Consider the following 18,888-nt stretch of genomic DNA (forward strand, 5'->3'; position numbering starts at 1 on the left):
AAAGTGGGCGCGGGTTTAAGCCCCGCTCAGTGCCTCGGCGATCGCAGCCTGAGCCGCGGCCGCGAGCGCCTTGCGGTCGTCGATCGGCGGCAGAGGCGGGAGGAAGCGGACGGTGGCGCGAATGCGACCGCGGCGGCCGACGACGCGAGCGGCATTCACACCCATCGATTCGCCATCAGGCCAGGCGACGTCGGCGGTCGCATCGCCATAGTCGATCGCAACCGGCTGGACGGCGATGCCGGACGGCGGGGGCGTGACGGTGGCCAGCAAAGCAGGGCGGAAGGGAAGGAGGGCGCGGCCGTCGCCGGTGGTCCCTTCGGGAAAGAGCACGACGGGGCGGCCCTCGCTCAGCGCGGCGCTGAGCTGATCGGCCTGGCCGCGCACCGCGCGCTTGCTCTGGCGCTCCACCAGAACGGTGTCGCCGATTCGCGCGATCATGCCGACCACCGGCCAGTTCGCGACCTCGGCCTTCGACACGAAACGCGCGCCCGCCGCCCCGCCGATCGCAAGGATATCGAGCCAGCTGACGTGATTGGCGATGAGCAGGACGTTGTTGGGAAGGGGCGTGCCCTCGATCCGCAGATCGAGGCCGATGATCCCGCCTGCGCGATGCAGGAAGGTGCGCTTCCACCAATGGCCGGGGCCGAACAGGCGGCTCACGCCATAGCCGACGAGACAGACGAGCAGCAGGCCGAGCAGAAGCCCGACCCGCCAGCCCGTCCGTATCTTACGGCTCACTTCGCGCGAGCGTTCGAGACCCCGTAGAGTTCGAGACGATGATCGACGAGGCGGAAGCCGAGTTTTTCGGCGATCTTGCGCTGCAATTCTTCGAGTTCGGGATCGGTGAACTCGATGACGTTGCCGGTTTCGACGTCGATCAAGTGATCGTGATGTGTTTCGGCCGCCGCTTCGTAACGGGCGCGGCCGTCGCCGAAGTCATGGCGTTCGAGGATGCCGGCATCCTCGAACAGGCGAACGGTGCGATAGACGGTAGCGATCGAGATACCCGGATCGATCGTCGAGGCGCGCTCGTGGAGCAGCTCGACGTCCGGATGATCCTCTGCATCCGAAAGGACGCGCGCGATGACGCGGCGCTGTTCGGTGATGCGGAGGCCCTTCTCGGCGCAAAGCGCTTCGATGTCGATTTTGCGATTCATGCGACCCCTTGGCGCGGGAGAGTTGCGATGCAGCATGGATTAGGCGCTTTTCGCGCGAAACGAAAGACTGGCGGCATCGAGAAATTTTGGCGGGAAAACGAAAACGGGGGCGAAACCTGGCGGCCGCCCCCGTTCCGCATTCGATGGAAGGGATCAGCGCGTACGGCGCTTCGTGCCCAGACCGATCTTCTTGGCGAGCGAGCGGCGCTGCTCGGCATAGTTCGGGGCGACCATCGGATAGTCGGCCGGCAGGTTCCACTTGGCGCGATACTGTTCCGGGGTGAGCTGGTAATGCGTCATCAGGTGGCGCTTGAGCATCTTCAGCTTCTTGCCGTCTTCGAGGCACACGATGTAGTCGGGACGGATCGAGGCGCGCACCGAAACGGCCGGTTCCTGCTTCACTTCCGGCTCAGCCTGATCGCCACCCAGCGACGTGAGTGCGTTGTGAACATTCTGAATCAGAACGGGAAGATCCGAAACCGAGACGCTGTTGTTGCTGACATGCGCAGATACGATATCGGCCGTAAGGGCGATCAAGGTTTCGTTCTGGGCGTTATTATCGTTCATTGGCGGACCCTTTATTGTAAATAAGGATTAACTTGGTCACTACTTGGCCGGGGAAGCCAAGGGCGGCCTCTGCGCCATTTTGCACTTCAATGCAACAAGCTTCTTTCAGGGATGTAAGTCCACCCCATGATCGAGTTGGCAGGACAAGGTCAACGCATCGAAAGCTTCGCCATTCGCGCCACGGTAATAGCCTGTTCTGCGCCCGACCAAGCTGAACCCCGCATTTACATAAAGCAAATAGGCCGGATTATTGTCTCGTACTTCCAGATGAACGTGGGATGCGCCGCGCGCCAGAGACAATTGACGAACAGCATCGATCAATCGACGAGCAGTCCCCTGCCTGCGGCGAGCCGTTGTTACAGCGAGCAACAACAGTTCGACTTCGTCCACAATGTGGCGGTTTAGCGCGAATCCGACGGGTTCTCCGTCCTGTCTTGCAATCACGAGGAAGGTGCCGGGCAGCGACATCATCGACAAGCATTGCCCGGCATTCCATGCTTCGCCGAAACGCGGATCGAAGGCGTTGTTCATGACTGCCATCACATCATCGATATCGGCGGTGGTGCCTTCGCTGATGTCGAAGCCGGTCATGCAGGAAGCTTCGCATCGGCATCACGGCCGTAGATCGGCTGCGCAGGAAGCTTCGCCAGATCGGCGGGCAGCCGCCATGCCTGCGCCGCATCGGGCAGCAGATCGACGGCACGGCCGGTGGCGCGCGCGGCGACGAGTGCTTCGGCGCCCGATCCGAAGATGGTTTCTTCTGTGGTCCGGTTCGCGGCGTCGGCCGGCAGGAGCGAGGCGAGCGTGCCGATCGGGGTGAGCGGATTGCGCGAATATCGCTGCACGAACAGCTCGCCATGTCCGCCCGTCATCGCGACGGCGAGGATCGTGTCGTCGCCTTGCGCCATCGCGGCGAGCAGGGCGGTGGCCGAATAGCCGCAGACCGGCACGCCCCAGCCCAGGCCCAGCGCACGCGCTGTGGCCAGGCCGACGCGCACGCCGGTGAAGCTGCCGGGGCCGCAATCGATCAGGATCGAATCGGCGCGCCCGCCATCGGGCAGCGCCGCGATCATCGGCATCAGCCGTTCGGCATGGCCGCGGCCGACCAGCTCATGCGTCGCTGCCAGCACGACATCGCCGTCCAGCAGCGCCACCGAGCAGGCGGCGGTGGCGGTGTCGATCACCAGCCGTCTTGTGCCGCCCCCCGGCATCAGGCGATCTTGTTGAACTCCGCAAAGTCGGGGCGAGGCAGGCGATCGAAGATCGTCGAGGCATCGCCATGCCCGATCGTGCAGATGAAGTTGGATTTGTAGCTGGTGCCCGCGAAGAAGGCGGCGTCGACGGCGTCATTGTCGAAGCCCGACATCGGGCCGGTATCGAGCCCGATCGCGCGTGCGGCGATGATCAGATAGGCACCCTGCAGCGCGCTGTTGCGGAAGGCTGTGTCGGCGATCGACTTCTCATTGCCCGCGAACCAGGGGCGGACATCGTCGTGCGGGAACAGCTTGTGGCCCTGCTCGTAAAATTCGAGGTCCATCGCGATGATCGCGGTGATGGGGGCGCTGCGCACCTTGGCGGCATTGCCCGAGGAGACGAGCCCGGCGAGCTTTTCCTTCGCCTCGTCGCTCTTCACCCAGATGATGCGCGCGGGAAGAAGATTCGCCGAGGTCGGCCCGAACTTCATGATGTCCCAGATCGCGTGCAGCTCCGCATCGGACACCGGCTGATCGGTGTAACCGTTATAGCTGCGCGCTTTGCGGAAAATCTGGTCGAGCGCGTCGTCGGAAAGCTTGGCCATATAGTCCCCCCTAAATTTTCGTTCGATCAGGCCGCGCGGACTTCCGTCACTTCGGGCACATAATGTTTGAGCAGGGTTTCGATGCCCTGCTTGAGCGTCGCAGTCGATGACGGGCAGCCCGCACAGGCGCCGTGCATCGCAAGATAGACGGTGCCGCGATCGAAGCCGCGATAGACGATGTCGCCGCCATCCTTGGCTACCGCCGGGCGAACGCGCGTGTCGATCAGATCCTTGATCTGCGCGATGATCTCCGCATCCTCGGGATCGTCGTTGAAATCGGGGGTGTCGTCGATCGCGATGGCCCCGGCCGATCCGGGCGCGAACAATGGCGCTTCCGACGCGAAATGATCGAGCAGTACGCCAAGTACCTGCGGCTTCAGATGGCGCCATTCGACGCCTGGCGCCGCCGTGACCGACACGAAGTCGCTGCCGAAGAATACGCCTTCGACATCGCCCAGGCCGAACAGGGCATTTGCAAGCGGGGACGCTTCGGCTTCTTCCGGATCGGCGAAGTCGCGCGTGCCCGCGGACATCACCGTGCGACCGGGGACGAACTTGAGCGTGGCCGGGTTGGGCGTTGGTTCTGTTTCGATCAGCATGGGCGTCATTTGGGGGCTGTCGCGCGCATGATCAAGATAATCCTCCCATCAGGGCGAATAACCCGACTTGGGGCGTGGTTAGGCGATGGCAAAGCTTTAAGATAATTGCCATAGCAACGCAGTGGACGACACGGGGTAGGACGGCAACAAGCGGCAAATGTTCTACTGGAAGAACGCCATAGTCCTCGTCGGCATCGTCGTGCTGCTCTATCCGGCGGCGATGGCGTTGGCCCGCTCCAATTGGGAGCGGATGATGACCCAAAAAATGATGGTTTCGGCGGGCCTGATCGCCTGCCTAACCGTCAGCGCGGTACCGATCCTGGTCACGCCGATCCTGTTCGCAATCATGATGTTGTTGTGCATCGATCAGCGCGCGCCGGCCAGCGCGCCCTTCCTGATGTTCGTGGTGTGGACGCCGATGGCGGCGGGCCTTCTCGAATTGGCGGGCCTCTATCTGATGCCACTGACGCCGACTTTGGTGTTCGGCGCGACCCTGGCGGTGGCGTTCGCGCTCTATCCACGGATCAAGCTGCGGCCGGGTGTCGTCGCGACCGACATCTATCTGGCGATCTTCCTTGTCGTCTTCTGGATCTGCGTGTCGCTGCGCGACGGCATCACAATCGCGATGCGCAATTTCTTCATCTACGCGGTTCCCTATGGGCTGGCTTATTGGGGCGTGTCGCGCACGCGGATCGAGCGGCCCGAACTGGCGCTGCGGTGGCTGGTGATCGGATCGGCCATGGCGGGCGCGGTGTGTCTGTTCGAAACGCTGCGCAGTTGGCCGCTCTACAGTGGGCTCTACGCGATCAAGCGTGCGGGCAACATCATCCAGTATAACGACATGATGCTGCTGCGCGCCGGCGTGATGCGATCTTCCGGCCCTTTCGTGCATCCGTTGGTGGGCAGCGTGGTATTCGGCATGGCGGGCGTGGCGGCGGCGGGGCTTGTGGCGCTGCGCGGTATGCGCTGGCCCATCCTGTTGCTGGGTGCGGCGATCGTGATCGGCATGTTGGTAACGGTGTCGCGCAGCGGCCTCGTCGCGCTGGTCGTCGGCGTGATCGCTTTGATGGCGCTGCGCGGAAGACCGCTTACCGCCTTGTCTGCAATGATCCTTGGGCTCGGCGGCTTTTTCCTGCTGCAGTTCATCTCGGGCAGCGACGGATCATCGACCGCGGCTTATCGGCTCTACATCCTCGGCGGCATTCCCGCGACATTGGGCAGTAAGCTGATCCTGGGCTATCGCGAGGCGATCGGTCTGGGGCTGCTGGATGCTTTTATGCAGGGGCAGGGGCTGGTCGATCTGGTCAACATCTACCTTGCGATAGCGGTGGTGGGTGGGCTGGTATCGCTTCTGCCCTATATCGCCTTTCTGCTCAGCAGTTTTACCCAATATCGTGCATTGCGACGCACCGGGCCGGCGCGTGAGCAACTGATCGCCGGGCAGACCTTGGTCGCCATGCAGATCAGCTATATGGTTGCGGCCATGTTCGTGGGTGCGTGGAGCACTCCTATGTTGCTGTCGATCCTGTGCGCGGCCTTGCTGGTCGCTTTACGCGTCGAAGCGGAGCAGGCCCCGAAGCGTGCTGCGATCGCGGCACAGAAAGCTGCGCGAGACCAGGATCCCTATCTTTTGCCGGCGATACGGTGACCGTTCGATCGACCGCCGGCCTTGCCATCGTGAATCGCCTCGTCGCGCAGGTGCTGGGCATCGTGCGGGGGCGGACCGGCGGGGTGATGTTGCTTTTCACCGCGGCGACCCTGCTGCTGCGGATAGCGAGCAATGCGGTGCTGACGCGAATCCTACCGCCTTATGTGTTCGGCGTGATGGGCGTGATCGCGTCGGCAATGGTGATCCTCACCATGCTGTCCGATCTTGGCTATGCCAGCTTCGTGATCCGCCACGAACGCGGCGACGATCCGCGCTTCATCGACGTGACCTGGACGATCCGGCTGGGCCAGTCGGTGTTGCAGGCGATCGCGATGGCGCTGCTTGCCGCGCCGTTCGCGGCGATGCTGGGCAAGGATTGGCTGGCGCATCCGATCGCGATCTGCGCGCCGGTTTTCGTGCTGAACGCCTTGTGTCCTATGTCGCTGCTGGTCGCGCAACGACATGGTCGGGTTCGGATGGTGGGCGCGATCGAACTGGGTGCGCTGATCGTCCAGATCGGGTGCAATGTCGGCCTCGTCTCGGTCTTTATGGACTATCGCGCGCTTGTCGTCGGGCTTTATGCGGGCGCGCTGACGCGGATCGCCGTGGCGATCATCCTGTTGCGGCCGATGCCGCGATTGAGCTTCGAACGCGCCCTGGCGACAGAGTTCTTCGGCTTTTCGCGCATCATCATGGTGTCGAGCATTCTGACCCTGCTGATCACGCAGGCGGACAAGGTGCTGTTCGCGCGGCTCTTTGCCATGCCGACCTTCGCTGTCTATGCGATGGCGACCAACATGGCGCTGTCGACCCAGCCGTTCGGCCGCAATTACGTCCAGAACTACTTTTTCCCGCTGGTGTCGCGCGTGTGGCGCGAGGCGCCCGATACGATCGCGCATACTTTCTATCGTGGTCGGGGCCGCGCCTATCGGCTGTTGTTTGCAGGGTTCGGCTTCGCGACCGGGCTGGCGCCTGTGATATTCGCGATCCTGTTCGACTGGCGATACGAATATGGTTGGGTGTTCATGTCGGTGCTGATGGTGCGTGGTGCGCTTGATCTCGACAGTTTCATCGGCAGCCAGACCTTGATGGCGATGGGCTTCACCGCGACGACTTTGCGCGCCAATGTCCTACGGCTGATCCTGTTCGCGGCGGCAGTGGCGGGGTTGTTCCGGTTGCTCGGCCCGATCGCGCTACCGCTGGCGCTGGCCATCGCGGAAGGGGGGGCTGCGGTCTATATCGGCTGGCTGCTGCATCGGCGCGGCATCTTCAAGCCGCGGCTGCACGCGGCCTATGCGGTCATTTTTGTGGCGGCATTCGTGGCCGGCGGCGCTATCAGCATGGCCGCCGCTCCGGGCAAGACGATCGAAGGTCTCGCGCGGATGGGACGGTAAACGGCAGGAGGCGGACCCAGTGAATCGTTCGGAACGTGGCGCCCTGTTGCTGCTCGCAGCGGCGATCGTGGCGGTGCTGGGGGTCGGATCTGCGATCTGGTCCACCGTGGCCCGCGCTAATGGCGTGCCGCCGGCGCAGCTGGGCATCAATTTGAATTCGCCCGCCTTTTGGATGGAGTCCCGATCCTATACGAACCTGGCCGTCTATGCGAACCCAAACACGCAGCTGCCCGGCAAAGGATATAAGAAGATCGAGCCGCAACAGGTTGGTCCGGGCGGGTGGCCATCCAGGTTACCCGCGGGCGCGACCGCGACGGTGGCGCTGTTCTACCCGCTGGATGCCAAGCCTGGTCAGGTGATCCGCTGCACATGGCAAGGGCAGGCCAAGAGCTGGGCCGATGGTGATGTGCGAATGCTGGCGAGCGGCCCGAACATGTTCGAGTTCGCCTTCACCCGCGAAGGCCGCAACGCCATTCGCGGCACCGATGCCAAGCCGCCTCGCGCGACGATATGGTTCGGCGACGTGGTCGACACCGTCAGCGACGTCGATTGCCGTGAGGCGGACCGTCCGCGCGATCAGGTATTTGATCCCGCTTTCGTCCGCTCGCTCGCGCCCTTCCGGGTCGTGCGCTTCATGGAATGGATGAACGTCAACGGACAGCGTTCGTTCAGCGCTGCGCTGGATGCCGGCCCGACGATGCCGCGGAATTACCGGAATAGCGCGACGGCGCGCGACATGATGGCGCTGGTGCGGCAGGCCAATGTCGATCCGTGGTTCGCGCTGCCATACGATTCCACCGACGATTATATCCGCAGCTTCGCGCAGATGGTGCACGACAAATTGCCGCGGGGGCGCACTGTCTATGTCGAGATCGGCAACGAGGCGTGGCACGGCGGCTTCTTCACAGGCCAGCAGGCTATGATCGATGGCAAGGCCGCCGGCCTTGGCCGCTATCCGTACGAAGGGCAGTTGATGCAATATGCTTTGCGCGCCAAGCGGATGGCTAGCATCTGGAGCCGCACGTTCGCCGATCGGCCTCGCGATCTGGTGCGCGTCTATTCGGGCAATCTGAACTATCTCCAGTCGCTGGAGATCATCGAGCAGAACGACGTGGCGGCGTCGATCGATGCGATCGCAGTCGCTCCTTATTTCGGCGAGAAGGTCTTCCCAAAAGACCCCAAGTTGCCGCGTCCCGATATCGACGAGGCTTTCGCCCAGCTCGATAAGGAGGTCGACGCGACCGTCGCGCAGATCGGTAAGGCCAAAGCCGTGGCCAACCGCCTTGGCAAGCGCCTGATCGCTTATGAAGGCGGCGCGCACGTCCTGATCGCCTATGATGTGCCCTTGCTGGATCGCATCAACCATGATCCGCGGATGGCGTCGCTTTACACCCGGCTGCTCGACGGGTGGGCACGCGAGGCGGGGGATGTGTTCGCGATCTACAGCCTCGTCGGCGGGTCCGGCGCGCAGGGCGGATTCGGCCTGCGCGATTATGACGGTGCGCCGCTGGCGGAATCGCCCAAGGCGCGCGCGGTAGAGGCGTTCGCCAAGGCGCATCCGCCCGGCAAATGATCAGCGGTGCTTGAGCAACAATATCTCGGGCGTGAGCGCACGCACCGTATAGTTGCGATTGGCGAGCGCGACGAACGTCGCCACCGCGGGCGTCGGCCGCACGCTGACGGGTAAAGGTAGCCGATCCGGGCGCCCCGGCATCTGATCGCGATCGATGATCATGAAGACGGGGGCACGAGCGGCCAGTTCGTGCCGGAAGGTGCCGATCCACGGCGCGAACAGTCGATCGTCGGCCGATAGTCGGGCGATCAGCTGCGAATTGATATAGCGGCTGGCCGACAGCCTTTCGCTGAGCACCGCGACATCATAACGGCGCCCCCATTGCAGGATGGGTTCGTCGGGCCGGCTTTCCGACCGGATGATCCCGGCGATGGTCCGCCGATCAATCTCCACCTGCGATATCGGCGGGTTCCAGGCGAGAAGCGGCCCGACGGCGCGTGCGCCACTGCCCATCGCAAGCCCGCCCCCGGCGATCAGCATCATCATCGTGAGCGCCGCGCGCAGTGCGCCCCGGGCTTCACGCAGTCGGCTCCACCCCGCATCGATTCCAGCGGCGGTCGACAGCAGCATGAGGGGGACGAACCCGCTCAGATGATAAGGGAAGCCTTTGTTCTGGACGAAGAAGGACACGATCACGGTCAGGATCAAGGCGGCGAGAGTCAGCCCGAAACGGCTACGGCGTGCTTTGTCCATGCCCCACAAGGCCGCGCCGCCGACAGCCACCACAAAGGGCCAGCGCCAGTGGCTTGCGACTATCGTGATGAAATCGCCGATCAGCCGCATCCGTCCCTGATCGACCTGATACCGGGTGGCGGGGAACAGGACGGCCTGTTCATACCAGTCGCCGATCGTGCCCAGCTGCAGGCCCGCCATCAGGAAGGCGAAGGCGACGGCGATCCCGCCCGCGATCAGCCCCGCCGTCATCCGCAACCGGAAGCTCGCCGGCGCGGCACGCAGATCGATCAGCCACAGCGGCAGGGCGGCGAAGAGGTAGGTCGGCCGGATGAAGGTCGCGATCATCAGCACGAAGCCGGCAAGCCCGCGCCGCGATGGGCTGGGCCGGTCGATCATGAGCGCGGCGGCGAGGATCAGCAGGTGCATCGCGGTGATGTCGCGATGGCCGGAAATCCACGCACCTGACGTCGCATAGAGAATCGGATAGGTTGCCAGCACGATCCATGGTGCGCGTGCGAAGCCGCACCGCTTGAGCAGCCATGCCATCGCCGTCAGGCCGATTGGCATCAGCACGGCCATGTCGAAGACGCGAAACGTCCACGGATGTACGCCGAAGATGGCCTGCCCGGCGGCATGATAGAGGAAGGGGATCGGCCAGCTGATGTCGAAGGCGTCGCGATAATACATGCCGCCATTGGCGCCGATGAAGGCGACATAGTCGAAGATCGCCTGATCGCTGGTCGGCCAGATCCGGTGGACGTGCCACAGCCCGATCGCATAGCCGATCAGGCCCAGCGCGGCACAGGCCAGCTTGAAGCGATCGAAGCCGCCAATATCGTCTGTCTTTTCGATCATGCGTCGCGGCTCGTGCGGGTCCAGCGCCGTTCGCGGCCGATCAGGGCGCCCGCATAGATCGGCAGTTTCCAGAGGATGTAGAACGGGATTTTGAACAATGTCCGGCCACGCATCTGCGCCCGCCCGTACAGCGCCCACGCGGCGAGTATCAGTAGCCCCGCCAGCCCCGCAAGCGCGGCGAGTACCATGGCGGCGACCGGCGCCAGAAGGAAGGCGATCGCGATCCCTGCGCCATCGAGCAGCACAAGCAGCGCCAAAGGGGGGACGAGCATATCGAGCGCCAGCATCGTGGTGCCGGGACGGGGGCTGAGCAGAAGGCGCGGGGCCAGCCGCCAGGCGGCGGCGAGCGATCCCTGCTCCCAGCGGCGGCGCTGTTCGCGGGTGCCGGAATCTCCGGCAGGGTCGGACCAGACGCGGATGCCGGGGGCGTAGCGCGGGGGCACGCCCATCAGGGTGAATTCGACGCCCAGCACCAGATCCTCGACCGTCTCGCCGGTGGCGAGCCGCGCGGCGGCGAAGCTGCGCCACGGAAAGGCCATGCCGCTGCCGGTCAGGACCACCGGCGCGCGCAGCCGCCGCAGCCCTCGCTGACGCAGCATGTTGCGCACCAGCATCGCGAAACCCGACAGCTGGACCATCGGGCCGGCATCGGGGCGCGGGGCCATCAGATAGGTCGCCTGCACCGGCCGGCGACGGACATAAGCGATGGCGGCGAGCCGCTCGACCCCCGCGCCTTCGACCCGGCAATCGGCATCGACCACCACCACCACCTTCGGCGGATCGGCAGCCAGATGATCGCGCGCGAAGGCGAGGGCATGGCCCTTGCCGGGGCGGGCGGGATCGGTGCGTTCGATGACTTCGGCGCCGGCCGCGCGAGCGATCCGGGCGGTGTCGTCGCGGCAATTGTCGGCGACGACCAGCAGGCGGGCCTCTTTCGGCAACGCCTGGCGCAGATCGGCTAGGACCGGGCCGATGCCGGCCGCCTCGTCATGCGCGGGGATGATCACGGCGAAGCGCCCCTGCCAGATCGGCGCGATCGATCGGCGCGGCGGCAGCAGGCCCAGCGCCAACTCCACCGCAAACGTCAGCGTTGGAATGCCGAGCACAAGCGCTATCGCCGTTCCGACAAGGAGCGCGATCATGCGGCGTTCTTATATTCTATCAGGGTGGCACGCCGGCCGCTCGCCTGTTCCCACAGGTAACGTATCAGGCCGGTCGCCTCGGCGAACTTCCCGATCGTCAGGAAGCTGGCGAGCGCGAAGGCCTTGGCCATCGGGAAGCGCAGCCCCTCACGCAGAGTGAGGCGCAGGGTCTGGGCGGCGAGGAGGAGCAGGATCGCGAGGGCGATCATCCGCGCGTCTGATGCCTGCCCCGCAAGGCCGATCGCGGCGGCGAGGAGCAGGCCGAGGACGGGCAATAGGCCCCACATCACGATCCGACGACGGGCAGCGCGATAGGGGCGACCTTCCCGCAGCTTGCCGTGCAGCGCGGTCAGTTCAGCGAAGGCGTGGCCGGCGCGGGCGGTGCGGCGCCACCACTGGCCGAAGCGGGTGATCGCGGCGTCGTGCAGCGTCATTTCGGCGTCGAGGCAGACGATTTCCCACCCCGCCCGACGCAGGCGCGCGCACAGATCGGGCTCCTCGCCGGCGATCATCTCCGGCCGATACCCACCCGCCGCCGCAATCGCCTTGTGGCGGAACAGCGCATCGCCGCCGCACGAACCGGCCGGACCGGGAGGGATTGCCCATTCGACGTTGCACAGCCAATTGTAGATCGAACGATCGGGGAAGCGCTCGCGCCGCCGGCCGAAGACGACCGCGAGAGCGGGATCTGCCTCCATCGCGGCGACGGCGCGCTCGATCCAGCCGGGCTGAAGCTCGCAATCGCCGTCGATCATCTGGACATGGTCGACGCGGATACCATCCTCGGCAAGCCGGGCGAGCCCCGCATTGCGCGCGCGCGCGGCGGTGAAGGTCTGCGCGGGGTCGAGCCGGACGACCGTGGCGCCCAGCCGTTCGGCCAGCACCACGCTGTCGTCGGTCGATCCGCTGTCGACGTAGATGACGGGACGACCGACGCCGATCGAACGCAGGCACCGCTCCAGGCGCTCGCCTTCGTTACGGCCGATCACGATCAGTGCGGTCGTCGCTTCCCCCATGATTCCGACCCTAGCCGATCCGTTCTCGCAAGACGAGCCGTGTAGGATTGGCCGGCCTCGACTTGATCGTATCCGCTTTAATCCGTAATCGATTTCTTGAGGAAACGCGGGATCGGGGGGTCGCGCGGCAGAGTGTGCTTGTGGCGAGGTTGATCCAGGCGAGATTATCGCACGCGTGGGAAATCTTTGGCGCTTCCGCGTTTGCATGGTCGCGCCCGCTGCTGGTGACGGCGCTCGCCGCCTCCATGATGCTGGCGGGGTGCGGATCGGGCACCGAGCGCGCGACCAAGGCGGTCGCCCGTTTCGACGCCGCTTATGCCAAGCGCAGCTATTGGGTCGCCCGGCTGGAGATCAACCGCGCGCTGCGGCTTGAGGATGACGTTCCCGAATATTGGAACCGGCTAGGCCGGGTCGAGCTCGCGCTGGGCCACTATCTGAACGCCTATACCGCGTACAAGAATGCGCTGATGCTCGATCCGCGCAACATCGAAGCGGTGCAGTCGGTGGCCGAATTGAGCTTTTCGGGCGGCTCGCAGGACGATGCGCTGAAATATGCCGATCAGATATTGGCGACCCAGCCGCGCAACCTGCGCATGCTGATCGTCAAGGGATCGGTCGCGCTCGACCGGAAGCAACATGACGAAGCGCGCGAAATCGCACGCAAGATGCTCGCGATCGATCCGACCAACGAGGCGGCGACGATCCTGCTCGCCCGCGTCGACTATGCGTTGGGGGAGCAGGACAAGGCGATCGCGCTGCTCGAGGATTCTTTGAAGTCCCAGGGGGACACCATCCCCCGGTTGGTCGCCTTGCTCGACATGTATCGCGCGCGCGACGATTTCGCGCCGATCGAGGCGACCTATCAGCGGCTGTTCCGCCTGCGCCCCGACGATGCCGACATCGCGCTCGAATATGCGCGCAACATGTACGAATATAAGCGCGGCGATCTGGCCGCGCCGGTGCTGTCGCGCATGTTGCGCGCAAAGGCGGACGATCCCCGCATCGAGCAGCGCGTGGTCGATCTGTGGACCTCGATGGGCGACGTGATCGACATCGATCAGCTGCGCGGGCTGGCGACATCGGCGGGGCCGGAACTGCGCGTCACGCTCGGTCGGCTCGCCATCGAGCAGCGGCGTTTTGCCGATGCGATCGAGATCGTTTCGCCCATCGTCGGCGCCGGTCCGGTCAATCCCGCCAATGTCGAGGCGCGGGTGGTGCAGGCGGGGGCGCTCGCGGGGCTGGGGCAGCTCGGCCGTGCCAAGCCGTTGATCGACGACATATTGACGTTCGACCGCAGCAATCCGAACGCGTTGCTCGTCCGGGTGCGGATCAAGCTGGCGGAAAGGAAGCTGGACGAGGCGCTGGAGGATGCGCAGGCGATCGTCGCCAAGACGCCACAGGATTCGGGTGGCCGGATCATGCTGGCGCGCGTCTATGCCGCGCGCGGGGATCCGGCGATGGCCGAAACGCATTATGCGCGCGCGCTGACCGAGATCAGCGGCGCTTTCGATGCGCTGCAGGCCTATGTCGCGTGGCTGCAGGCCACCGGCAAAGGTGACCGCGCGCTCGACGTCGTGCGCATGTTCACGCGCCAGAACGTGGATATGACCGCGGGATGGGCGCTACGGGGCCGGCTCTGCGCCGCCGCGCGCGACGCCAACTGCCTTCAGTCGGTGATCGTGGGGCTGACCCGCCTGCGCGGAACGGACAAGCTGCGCCGCGATCTGCAGGCGGAACTCGATAAGCTGCCCAAACCCCCGCCGATGGCCGTCACCCTGACCCCCGATCAGGGCGCGGACGATTTCGCGCCTGCGGGCACCGCCGTGCCGCCGCCACCCGGGGGAACGCGGTGATGCTGCGCCCCCACGCCCCCGTCGCAGGCTGGGCACGCCGATACCGGCTGACCCAGAGCATCGTCACAACCATGGTGGTGGCGGCCGATCTGATTGCGCTGGTCGCGGGCGGAATGCTCGCATTCTGGCTGGCGCCGAAGATCACCGGCTTTGACGAGCCGCTCTATCCTTACGGCTGGATCGCGGTGCTGATCTCGGGAAACTTCTTCGCGCTGCGCCTGGCCCGCCGCTCTTACGACCGGCCGATGGGGCGCGGGCAGGACAGCGATCAGGGCGTGGTCTATGCCTTCCTGGTCGCCGCGCTGATGGTGGGGGGCACGACCTGGTCGATCGAGCCCGCGCCGCATTTCCCGGCCGCGCTGGCCGCAGGCTATATCGCGGGCTGCACCTTGTTCCTGTTCGTCAGCCGCTATGCGGTGCGGCAGATCGTGTGGCAGCTGGTCCAGGCGGGCAAGCTGGGGCAGCGGATCATCATCTACGGCGCCGAAACCGAAACCGCCGAACGCGCGATCCGCCTGCTTGAGCTCGAACGGCTCCCTTATTTGTCGGTGGTCGGTATCGCCGACGGACGGACGACGCGCGTGGCGGCCGAGGCGCCGTGGGGGCTGCCTTATTATTCGGGGATGGAGGAGCTTCGCTATCGCCTGGGCCGGGGCGATATCGACATGGTGCTGATTGCGTTGCCCAATATCGGCCAGGAACGGCTCGACCAGCTGACCGAGGCGCTCCAGTCGATCTCGGTCGATGTCTGCCTGATGCCACGCGAGGCGATGGATCTTTCGAGCCAGTATAATGTCCGCTTCATCGGGTCGCTGCCGCTGTTCGCATTGTGGCAGCGCCCGATCCGGGATTGGGCGCTGTTGGTGAAGGCGTTGGAAGACAGGATTCTCGCGGCGACGGGCCTGATCGTGCTGTCGCCCGTGATGATCCTGACCGCGATCCTGATCAAGCTGTCGAGCCCCGGGCCGATCCTGTTCCGTCAGCAGCGCTTTGGCTTCAACAACGTCAAGATCGAGGTGCTCAAGTTCCGGTCGATGCGCACCGAGTTGCAGGATCCGAGTGGCACGGACCGCACCGTGCGCGGCGATCCGCGCGTGACCTGGATCGGGCGGATCATCCGGCGGTTGAGCATCGACGAACTGCCGCAGCTGATCAACGTGATGCGCGGCGAAATGTCCCTGGTCGGCCCGCGCCCGCATGCGACGATGATGATGGTCGGCGACAATTATTATTTCGATGCGGTGCGCCACTATACCGCGCGCCACCGGGTCAAACCCGGCATTACCGGACTTGCCCAGGTGCGCGGGCTACGGGGCGAGATCGACAGCGTCGAACGCGCCAAAAGGCGCGTCGAGCTGGATTTCTATTATATCGAGAACTGGTCCCTGATGCTCGACATCCGCATCATCCTGGAGACCATATTCAAGATCTGGCGCGATCCCGACGCTTATTGAGCCGGGGGCGCCGCGGGCGAGGGGGGCGGCGCGGTGTCTGCGGCGGCGGCGGGCGGCGGCGGGACGGTGCCCGGTGCGGCGCCGATGGGCTGGCCCGTCGCGATGGGATCATCGGGAACCTCGGGCTTGTCGACCGGCATCGCCTTGCGCGCTTCGGCCTGCTTCTTGGGTTCGAAGCCCGACTGATACTTGATGTCCGCCTGCTGGCGCGCGCGCTCGATCTGCGCCTTGCTCTCGTTGAACAAAGCGCGGCGGCGCACCGCCTCGGTCGCGACGGCGCGCTGGACATTGTTCGGGGTCGCGATCTGATCGCGGCCGACGATGACGCTGGCGACGAAGCTGCCGTTCGACGGCAGGACGAACGGTTCGCCCGCGGGCATCTGGTTGATCCTGCTCATCAGCTGCGGATCGAGGCGGCCGGTGTCGATCACGCCGCGGCCGCGCCGCGACGCGAGGCCCATCTTCTGCAGGATGGCGGCGATATCGTCGAGCGAATGGGCATCGCGCAGGTTCAACAGCTGCTTATTGTCCTTGGGCGCTTCGAACTGGAGCTGATCGAGCAACAGCCGCTGGCGCTGGCCGAACATGGTGGGGTTGTCCGCGACGTACTGCGTCACGTCGCGATCGTCGGGCGCGGGAACGGTCTGCGCGACCTTCTGACCCAGCATCGAGACGAGGAGATTTTCGTCGAGCCGGCGCTGCTGGCTGACATATTCGGGGGTCTTGTCGAGGCCCTGTTCCTTGGCCTTCTGGACCAGGAGCTTGCGGTCGATGATGCGTTCCAGCACCTGGCGGCGCAGCATCGCACGATCGATGTTGTCAGGGATGTTGACCCCCGCCAGTTCGGCGTTGAGTTCAGCCATCGAGACCTCGTCGCCATTGACGACGGCCACGACCTGACCCTTGGGCTCCTTGCTGCACGCCGCCAGCATCAGCGCTGCCGCCATCGTGGTGCCGAGCATGATCGCTTTCAGACGCACGCCGATATTCCCTTTCTTTCGAAACTTCGCCCCGGGCGACTGCTACATGATTGCCCGCCGGGGCGACAAGCCTTAACCAACGACGCACAGATGGCAGCTAAGGTTTAACGCAGTGGAAACGCCCTATGACTGGATCACGGTCGCGATGTTCGCGGGATTGGTGGTCCTGTTCATGCAGCGATCGACGGCCGTGGCGCCGCGGGATTCGCTGTGGCAATATCTGGTCGCGGCGGTCGGCTGCGCGGTTGCCAACTATTTCGGCAACCACGCGGTCGAGGACAAGAGCATCCTCTATCATGCGATCGCCGTGGCGCTGATCCTCGCGACGGCAGTATTCGTCTTCGTCGTTCTGAAGCCGCTCGACCGGGCCTAGGCTTTCTTCACCCCGGCGTCGCCGAACAGGATACGGCGCGCGACGGGGGACAATTGCGACTGCAGCGAGGCGACGAACCGATCGAGCAGCATGATGGCGCGATCGTCGGTCGGCGCCGCGGTCGAGATGCGGACAAGGACGCCGTCGGGCACGCGGCCCTTCAGATTTTCCTCCGCTACCGCCAGATGCTGCTGATACCAGCGTTCGGGAAAGGCATTCCCGATCCGGGTCCAATAGATCATCTGTTCGTGGCGCGTGTTGCTGCGCGCCGCGATGAAATGGGTCGGAACGGTCAGCCCGCCGCCCATGTCGATCGGCTTGATGTAATTCTCGTCGAGCTGATAGCCGGCGGCCGGATAGCAGACCTCGGGCCGGTGGACCTGGAGCATGCCGTCCTGCTGGCCGCTATAGGCGATCAGCAGCATGATCGGTTCGCTGTCCGGCGCGCCGTAATAGCGGGTCAGCAGCTTGGAATAGACGCCGCCCTTCAACTGGTCCTCGGGCGGAAGCACCAGCCCGCCGACGCTTTCGAAGGTCCAGTTGCCGATCTTTTTGGGGATCAGCTTGTTCAGATCGGCATTGGCGGGGGCCATGCGCAGCGGCTCGTCCGGGCGGCGCGAATTGGCGATCACGCTCGCCGCGGCGCAGACGCCGCCCACGATCATCGCGCGTCGGCTCACCACGGGGGTGCTATCGTCCGTCATGCTTGGCCCGCCTTCGCAAGGCGGCGGCGCAGCGGGCTCGCCAGCGCATCGACGCCGAAGATGCCCAACACCGAGAAGAGGAACAGCGTGATCCCCGAAAAATTGTGCAGGAAGCCCTGCGCGGCGGCATCGCCCAGATAATAGGTGATCAGGATCAGCGCGATCACGCGGATGAAGTTGGCCAGCACCGCGACCGGCACGATCGCGAGCATCAGCAGCATCGCATAGCGCCAGTTCGCATTGTGGCGGACGTAGATGTAGAACAGCCCGATCGCCGACAGGCTGATCAGCGAGTTCAGCCCGGCGCACGCCTGCGCGATCAGCAGGTCGTACTGGCCGATGCTGATCATCACGCCCGATCCCGCGATCGGATAACCGAACAGGTGCAGCAGATCGATCGACACCTGCGAAATGCCGATCTTGAGCGGCTGGGTGATCATCGCGACCACCGTGTCGGGGGGCGGGAATATGAACAGCATGTAGAGGATCGGGAACCACATCAGCCGCAGCGCCCGCGCACCGATCAGGTAATAAGCGCCGGTCAGCAGGGTTGCGTACATGCAGAACCCCTCGACCTCGATCACGTTGATGATCCGGAACACGACATAGCCGGGCACGAACACCAGGGCGGCGAGCAGCGCCACGATCGGGTTGCCCGGCGCCGCCAGCGTCTTCGCCTCGCTCCAACGGCGGGCATAGAGCCACAGGCCCGTCGCCAGCACGATCGGGCCGTGCGCGCCCTGTTCGGTCGACCAGCTTTCGCTCGCGACGTCGAACAAGGTCGGCAGCGCGAGAATCAGCGCGCCCAGGACGAAGGGCCAGATCGGGCGCAGGCCGCGCACGACGGGGGCCAGATCGCTCCATCCATAACGATTGTTTACATGTTGGTTCGCCACGCGACCGTCTTGACCGGTCATGGTTTAGGAAGCCTTAACCAGGGATGTGTATAGCTTCAAAGCCCGTTGCTCCGCGGCTGGAAAGGGCTTCCAGCTTCCCCGTCGGCGTCCATAGCCGATCGGTTCGCGAGGGAACAGGCGTTAACCGTCAAGGTTTGCGGATTCAGCGAGGCATGCTATGTTTCCGCATGCGTAGAGTGGCTG

At 64.8% G+C, this 18,888-nt stretch carries 19 protein-coding genes; 6 read left to right on the forward strand and 13 right to left on the reverse strand.

The features are described from left to right. Positions 1-15: 15 nt before the first annotated feature. The 7 genes from FYJ91_RS10755 to FYJ91_RS10785 all read right to left on the reverse strand — a co-directional run bounded on the left by FYJ91_RS10755 (position 16) and on the right by FYJ91_RS10785 (position 4,121). Complete coding sequence (locus FYJ91_RS10755) at positions 16-738, reverse strand: lysophospholipid acyltransferase family protein (protein WP_149522222.1); 723 nt, start codon at positions 736-738, stop codon at positions 16-18. Continuing rightward, positions 735-1,157: a Fur family transcriptional regulator gene (locus FYJ91_RS10760; RefSeq protein ID WP_149522223.1), complete on the reverse strand. Its 423-nt coding sequence runs from the start codon at positions 1,155-1,157 to the stop codon at positions 735-737. Before FYJ91_RS10760 ends, FYJ91_RS10755 begins: the two co-directional genes overlap by 4 nt. Positions 1,158-1,310: 153 nt before the next feature. After that, complete coding sequence (locus FYJ91_RS10765; protein WP_149522224.1) at positions 1,311-1,724, reverse strand: Ros/MucR family transcriptional regulator; 414 nt, start codon at positions 1,722-1,724, stop codon at positions 1,311-1,313. A 105-nt stretch (positions 1,725-1,829) separates the two neighbouring features. Continuing rightward, on the reverse strand, positions 1,830-2,315 hold the full coding sequence (locus FYJ91_RS10770; protein WP_149522225.1) for a GNAT family N-acetyltransferase: 486 nt from the start codon (positions 2,313-2,315) through the stop codon (positions 1,830-1,832). Continuing rightward, positions 2,312-2,935, reverse strand: coding sequence for a tRNA (adenosine(37)-N6)-threonylcarbamoyltransferase complex dimerization subunit type 1 TsaB (tsaB, locus tag FYJ91_RS10775; protein ID WP_149522226.1), 624 nt, complete (start codon positions 2,933-2,935; stop codon positions 2,312-2,314). Before tsaB ends, FYJ91_RS10770 begins: the two co-directional genes overlap by 4 nt. Beyond that, on the reverse strand, positions 2,935-3,522 hold the full coding sequence (locus FYJ91_RS10780; protein WP_149522227.1) for a malonic semialdehyde reductase: 588 nt from the start codon (positions 3,520-3,522) through the stop codon (positions 2,935-2,937). The genes tsaB and FYJ91_RS10780 overlap by 1 nt, the downstream gene beginning before the upstream one ends. A 26-nt stretch (positions 3,523-3,548) precedes the next feature. Continuing rightward, positions 3,549-4,121: a NifU family protein gene (locus FYJ91_RS10785; RefSeq protein WP_149522368.1), complete on the reverse strand. Its 573-nt coding sequence runs from the start codon at positions 4,119-4,121 to the stop codon at positions 3,549-3,551. 157 nt (positions 4,122-4,278) lie between these two features. On the opposite strand from FYJ91_RS10785, the gene FYJ91_RS10790 reads away from it, so the two are divergent. From FYJ91_RS10790 to FYJ91_RS10800, 3 genes are read left to right on the forward strand one after another with little or no spacing between them, the layout of a single operon-like run. Next, positions 4,279-5,769: a hypothetical protein gene (locus FYJ91_RS10790; protein ID WP_149522228.1), complete on the forward strand. Its 1,491-nt coding sequence runs from the start codon at positions 4,279-4,281 to the stop codon at positions 5,767-5,769. Further along, on the forward strand, positions 5,766-7,163 hold the full coding sequence (locus FYJ91_RS10795) for an oligosaccharide flippase family protein (RefSeq protein WP_246152559.1): 1,398 nt from the start codon (positions 5,766-5,768) through the stop codon (positions 7,161-7,163). Before FYJ91_RS10790 ends, FYJ91_RS10795 begins: the two co-directional genes overlap by 4 nt. A gap of 19 nt (positions 7,164-7,182) precedes the next feature. Then, on the forward strand, positions 7,183-8,736 hold the full coding sequence (locus FYJ91_RS10800; protein ID WP_149522229.1) for a hypothetical protein: 1,554 nt from the start codon (positions 7,183-7,185) through the stop codon (positions 8,734-8,736). On the opposite strand, the gene FYJ91_RS10805 is transcribed toward FYJ91_RS10800, so the two are convergent. The 3 genes from FYJ91_RS10805 to FYJ91_RS10815 are packed head-to-tail and all read right to left on the reverse strand — an operon-like array spanning position 8,737 to position 12,424. Further along, positions 8,737-10,266: a hypothetical protein gene (locus tag FYJ91_RS10805; RefSeq protein ID WP_149522230.1), complete on the reverse strand. Its 1,530-nt coding sequence runs from the start codon at positions 10,264-10,266 to the stop codon at positions 8,737-8,739. Continuing rightward, positions 10,263-11,408: a glycosyltransferase family 2 protein gene (locus FYJ91_RS10810; RefSeq protein ID WP_149522231.1), complete on the reverse strand. Its 1,146-nt coding sequence runs from the start codon at positions 11,406-11,408 to the stop codon at positions 10,263-10,265. Before FYJ91_RS10810 ends, FYJ91_RS10805 begins: the two co-directional genes overlap by 4 nt. Further along, the gene (locus tag FYJ91_RS10815; RefSeq protein ID WP_149522232.1) at positions 11,405-12,424 is read right to left on the reverse strand and encodes a glycosyltransferase family 2 protein; all 1,020 of its coding nucleotides are present in this window, start codon (positions 12,422-12,424) and stop codon (positions 11,405-11,407) included. The genes FYJ91_RS10810 and FYJ91_RS10815 overlap by 4 nt, the downstream gene beginning before the upstream one ends. 140 nt (positions 12,425-12,564) lie before the next feature. Between FYJ91_RS10815 and FYJ91_RS10820 the strand changes: the two genes are divergently transcribed. Beyond that, a complete protein-coding gene (locus FYJ91_RS10820) occupies positions 12,565-14,277 on the forward strand; it encodes a tetratricopeptide repeat protein (protein WP_149522233.1) in 1,713 nt (570 codons plus the stop codon). Further along, positions 14,277-15,731 (forward strand): exopolysaccharide biosynthesis polyprenyl glycosylphosphotransferase, encoded by a 1,455-nt coding sequence (locus tag FYJ91_RS10825; RefSeq protein WP_149522234.1) that lies wholly within the window; start codon positions 14,277-14,279, stop codon positions 15,729-15,731. The genes FYJ91_RS10820 and FYJ91_RS10825 overlap by 1 nt, the downstream gene beginning before the upstream one ends. On the opposite strand, the gene FYJ91_RS10830 is transcribed toward FYJ91_RS10825, so the two are convergent. Further along, entirely contained in the window at positions 15,725-16,711 is a 987-nt protein-coding gene (locus FYJ91_RS10830; protein WP_149522235.1) for a SurA N-terminal domain-containing protein, read from the reverse strand. The genes FYJ91_RS10825 and FYJ91_RS10830 overlap by 7 nt on opposite strands. A 112-nt stretch (positions 16,712-16,823) precedes the next feature. Between FYJ91_RS10830 and FYJ91_RS10835 the strand changes: the two genes are divergently transcribed. Further along, the gene (locus tag FYJ91_RS10835) at positions 16,824-17,084 is read left to right on the forward strand and encodes an XrtV sorting system accessory protein (protein ID WP_149522236.1); all 261 of its coding nucleotides are present in this window, start codon (positions 16,824-16,826) and stop codon (positions 17,082-17,084) included. On the opposite strand, the gene epsI is transcribed toward FYJ91_RS10835, so the two are convergent. Further along, on the reverse strand, positions 17,081-17,788 hold the full coding sequence (gene epsI / locus FYJ91_RS10840) for an exosortase-associated protein EpsI, V-type (RefSeq protein WP_149522237.1): 708 nt from the start codon (positions 17,786-17,788) through the stop codon (positions 17,081-17,083). The genes FYJ91_RS10835 and epsI overlap by 4 nt on opposite strands. Further along, the gene (gene xrtV / locus FYJ91_RS10845; RefSeq protein ID WP_149522238.1) at positions 17,785-18,705 is read right to left on the reverse strand and encodes an exosortase V; all 921 of its coding nucleotides are present in this window, start codon (positions 18,703-18,705) and stop codon (positions 17,785-17,787) included. The genes epsI and xrtV overlap by 4 nt, the downstream gene beginning before the upstream one ends. Positions 18,706-18,888: the final 183 nt, after the last annotated feature.

The sequence above is a fragment of the Sphingomonas montanisoli genome, from assembly GCF_008274695.1.
In the GTDB taxonomy this organism is placed as follows: domain Bacteria; phylum Pseudomonadota; class Alphaproteobacteria; order Sphingomonadales; family Sphingomonadaceae; genus Rhizorhabdus; species Rhizorhabdus montanisoli.

Bases quoted from the DNA above. Each gene is read 5' to 3' on its own strand.
- FYJ91_RS10760 (WP_149522223.1), bottom strand. From the start codon at position 1,157: ATGAATCGCAAAATCGACATCGAAGCGCTTTGCGCCGAGAAGGGCCTC.
- FYJ91_RS10765 (WP_149522224.1), bottom strand. From the start codon at position 1,724: ATGAACGATAATAACGCCCAGAACGAAACCTTGATCGCCCTTACGGCC.
- FYJ91_RS10770 (WP_149522225.1), bottom strand. From the start codon at position 2,315: ATGACCGGCTTCGACATCAGCGAAGGCACCACCGCCGATATCGATGAT.
- tsaB (WP_149522226.1), bottom strand. From the start codon at position 2,935: ATGCCGGGGGGCGGCACAAGACGGCTGGTGATCGACACCGCCACCGCC.
- FYJ91_RS10780 (WP_149522227.1), bottom strand. From the start codon at position 3,522: ATGGCCAAGCTTTCCGACGACGCGCTCGACCAGATTTTCCGCAAAGCG.
- FYJ91_RS10785 (WP_149522368.1), bottom strand. From the start codon at position 4,121: ATGCTGATCGAAACAGAACCAACGCCCAACCCGGCCACGCTCAAGTTC.
- FYJ91_RS10790 (WP_149522228.1), top strand. From the start codon at position 4,279: ATGTTCTACTGGAAGAACGCCATAGTCCTCGTCGGCATCGTCGTGCTG.
- FYJ91_RS10805 (WP_149522230.1), bottom strand. From the start codon at position 10,266: ATGATCGAAAAGACAGACGATATTGGCGGCTTCGATCGCTTCAAGCTG.
- FYJ91_RS10810 (WP_149522231.1), bottom strand. From the start codon at position 11,408: ATGATCGCGCTCCTTGTCGGAACGGCGATAGCGCTTGTGCTCGGCATT.
- FYJ91_RS10815 (WP_149522232.1), bottom strand. From the start codon at position 12,424: ATGGGGGAAGCGACGACCGCACTGATCGTGATCGGCCGTAACGAAGGC.
- FYJ91_RS10825 (WP_149522234.1), top strand. From the start codon at position 14,277: ATGCTGCGCCCCCACGCCCCCGTCGCAGGCTGGGCACGCCGATACCGG.
- epsI (WP_149522237.1), bottom strand. From the start codon at position 17,788: ATGACGGACGATAGCACCCCCGTGGTGAGCCGACGCGCGATGATCGTG.
- xrtV (WP_149522238.1), bottom strand. From the start codon at position 18,705: ATGACCGGTCAAGACGGTCGCGTGGCGAACCAACATGTAAACAATCGT.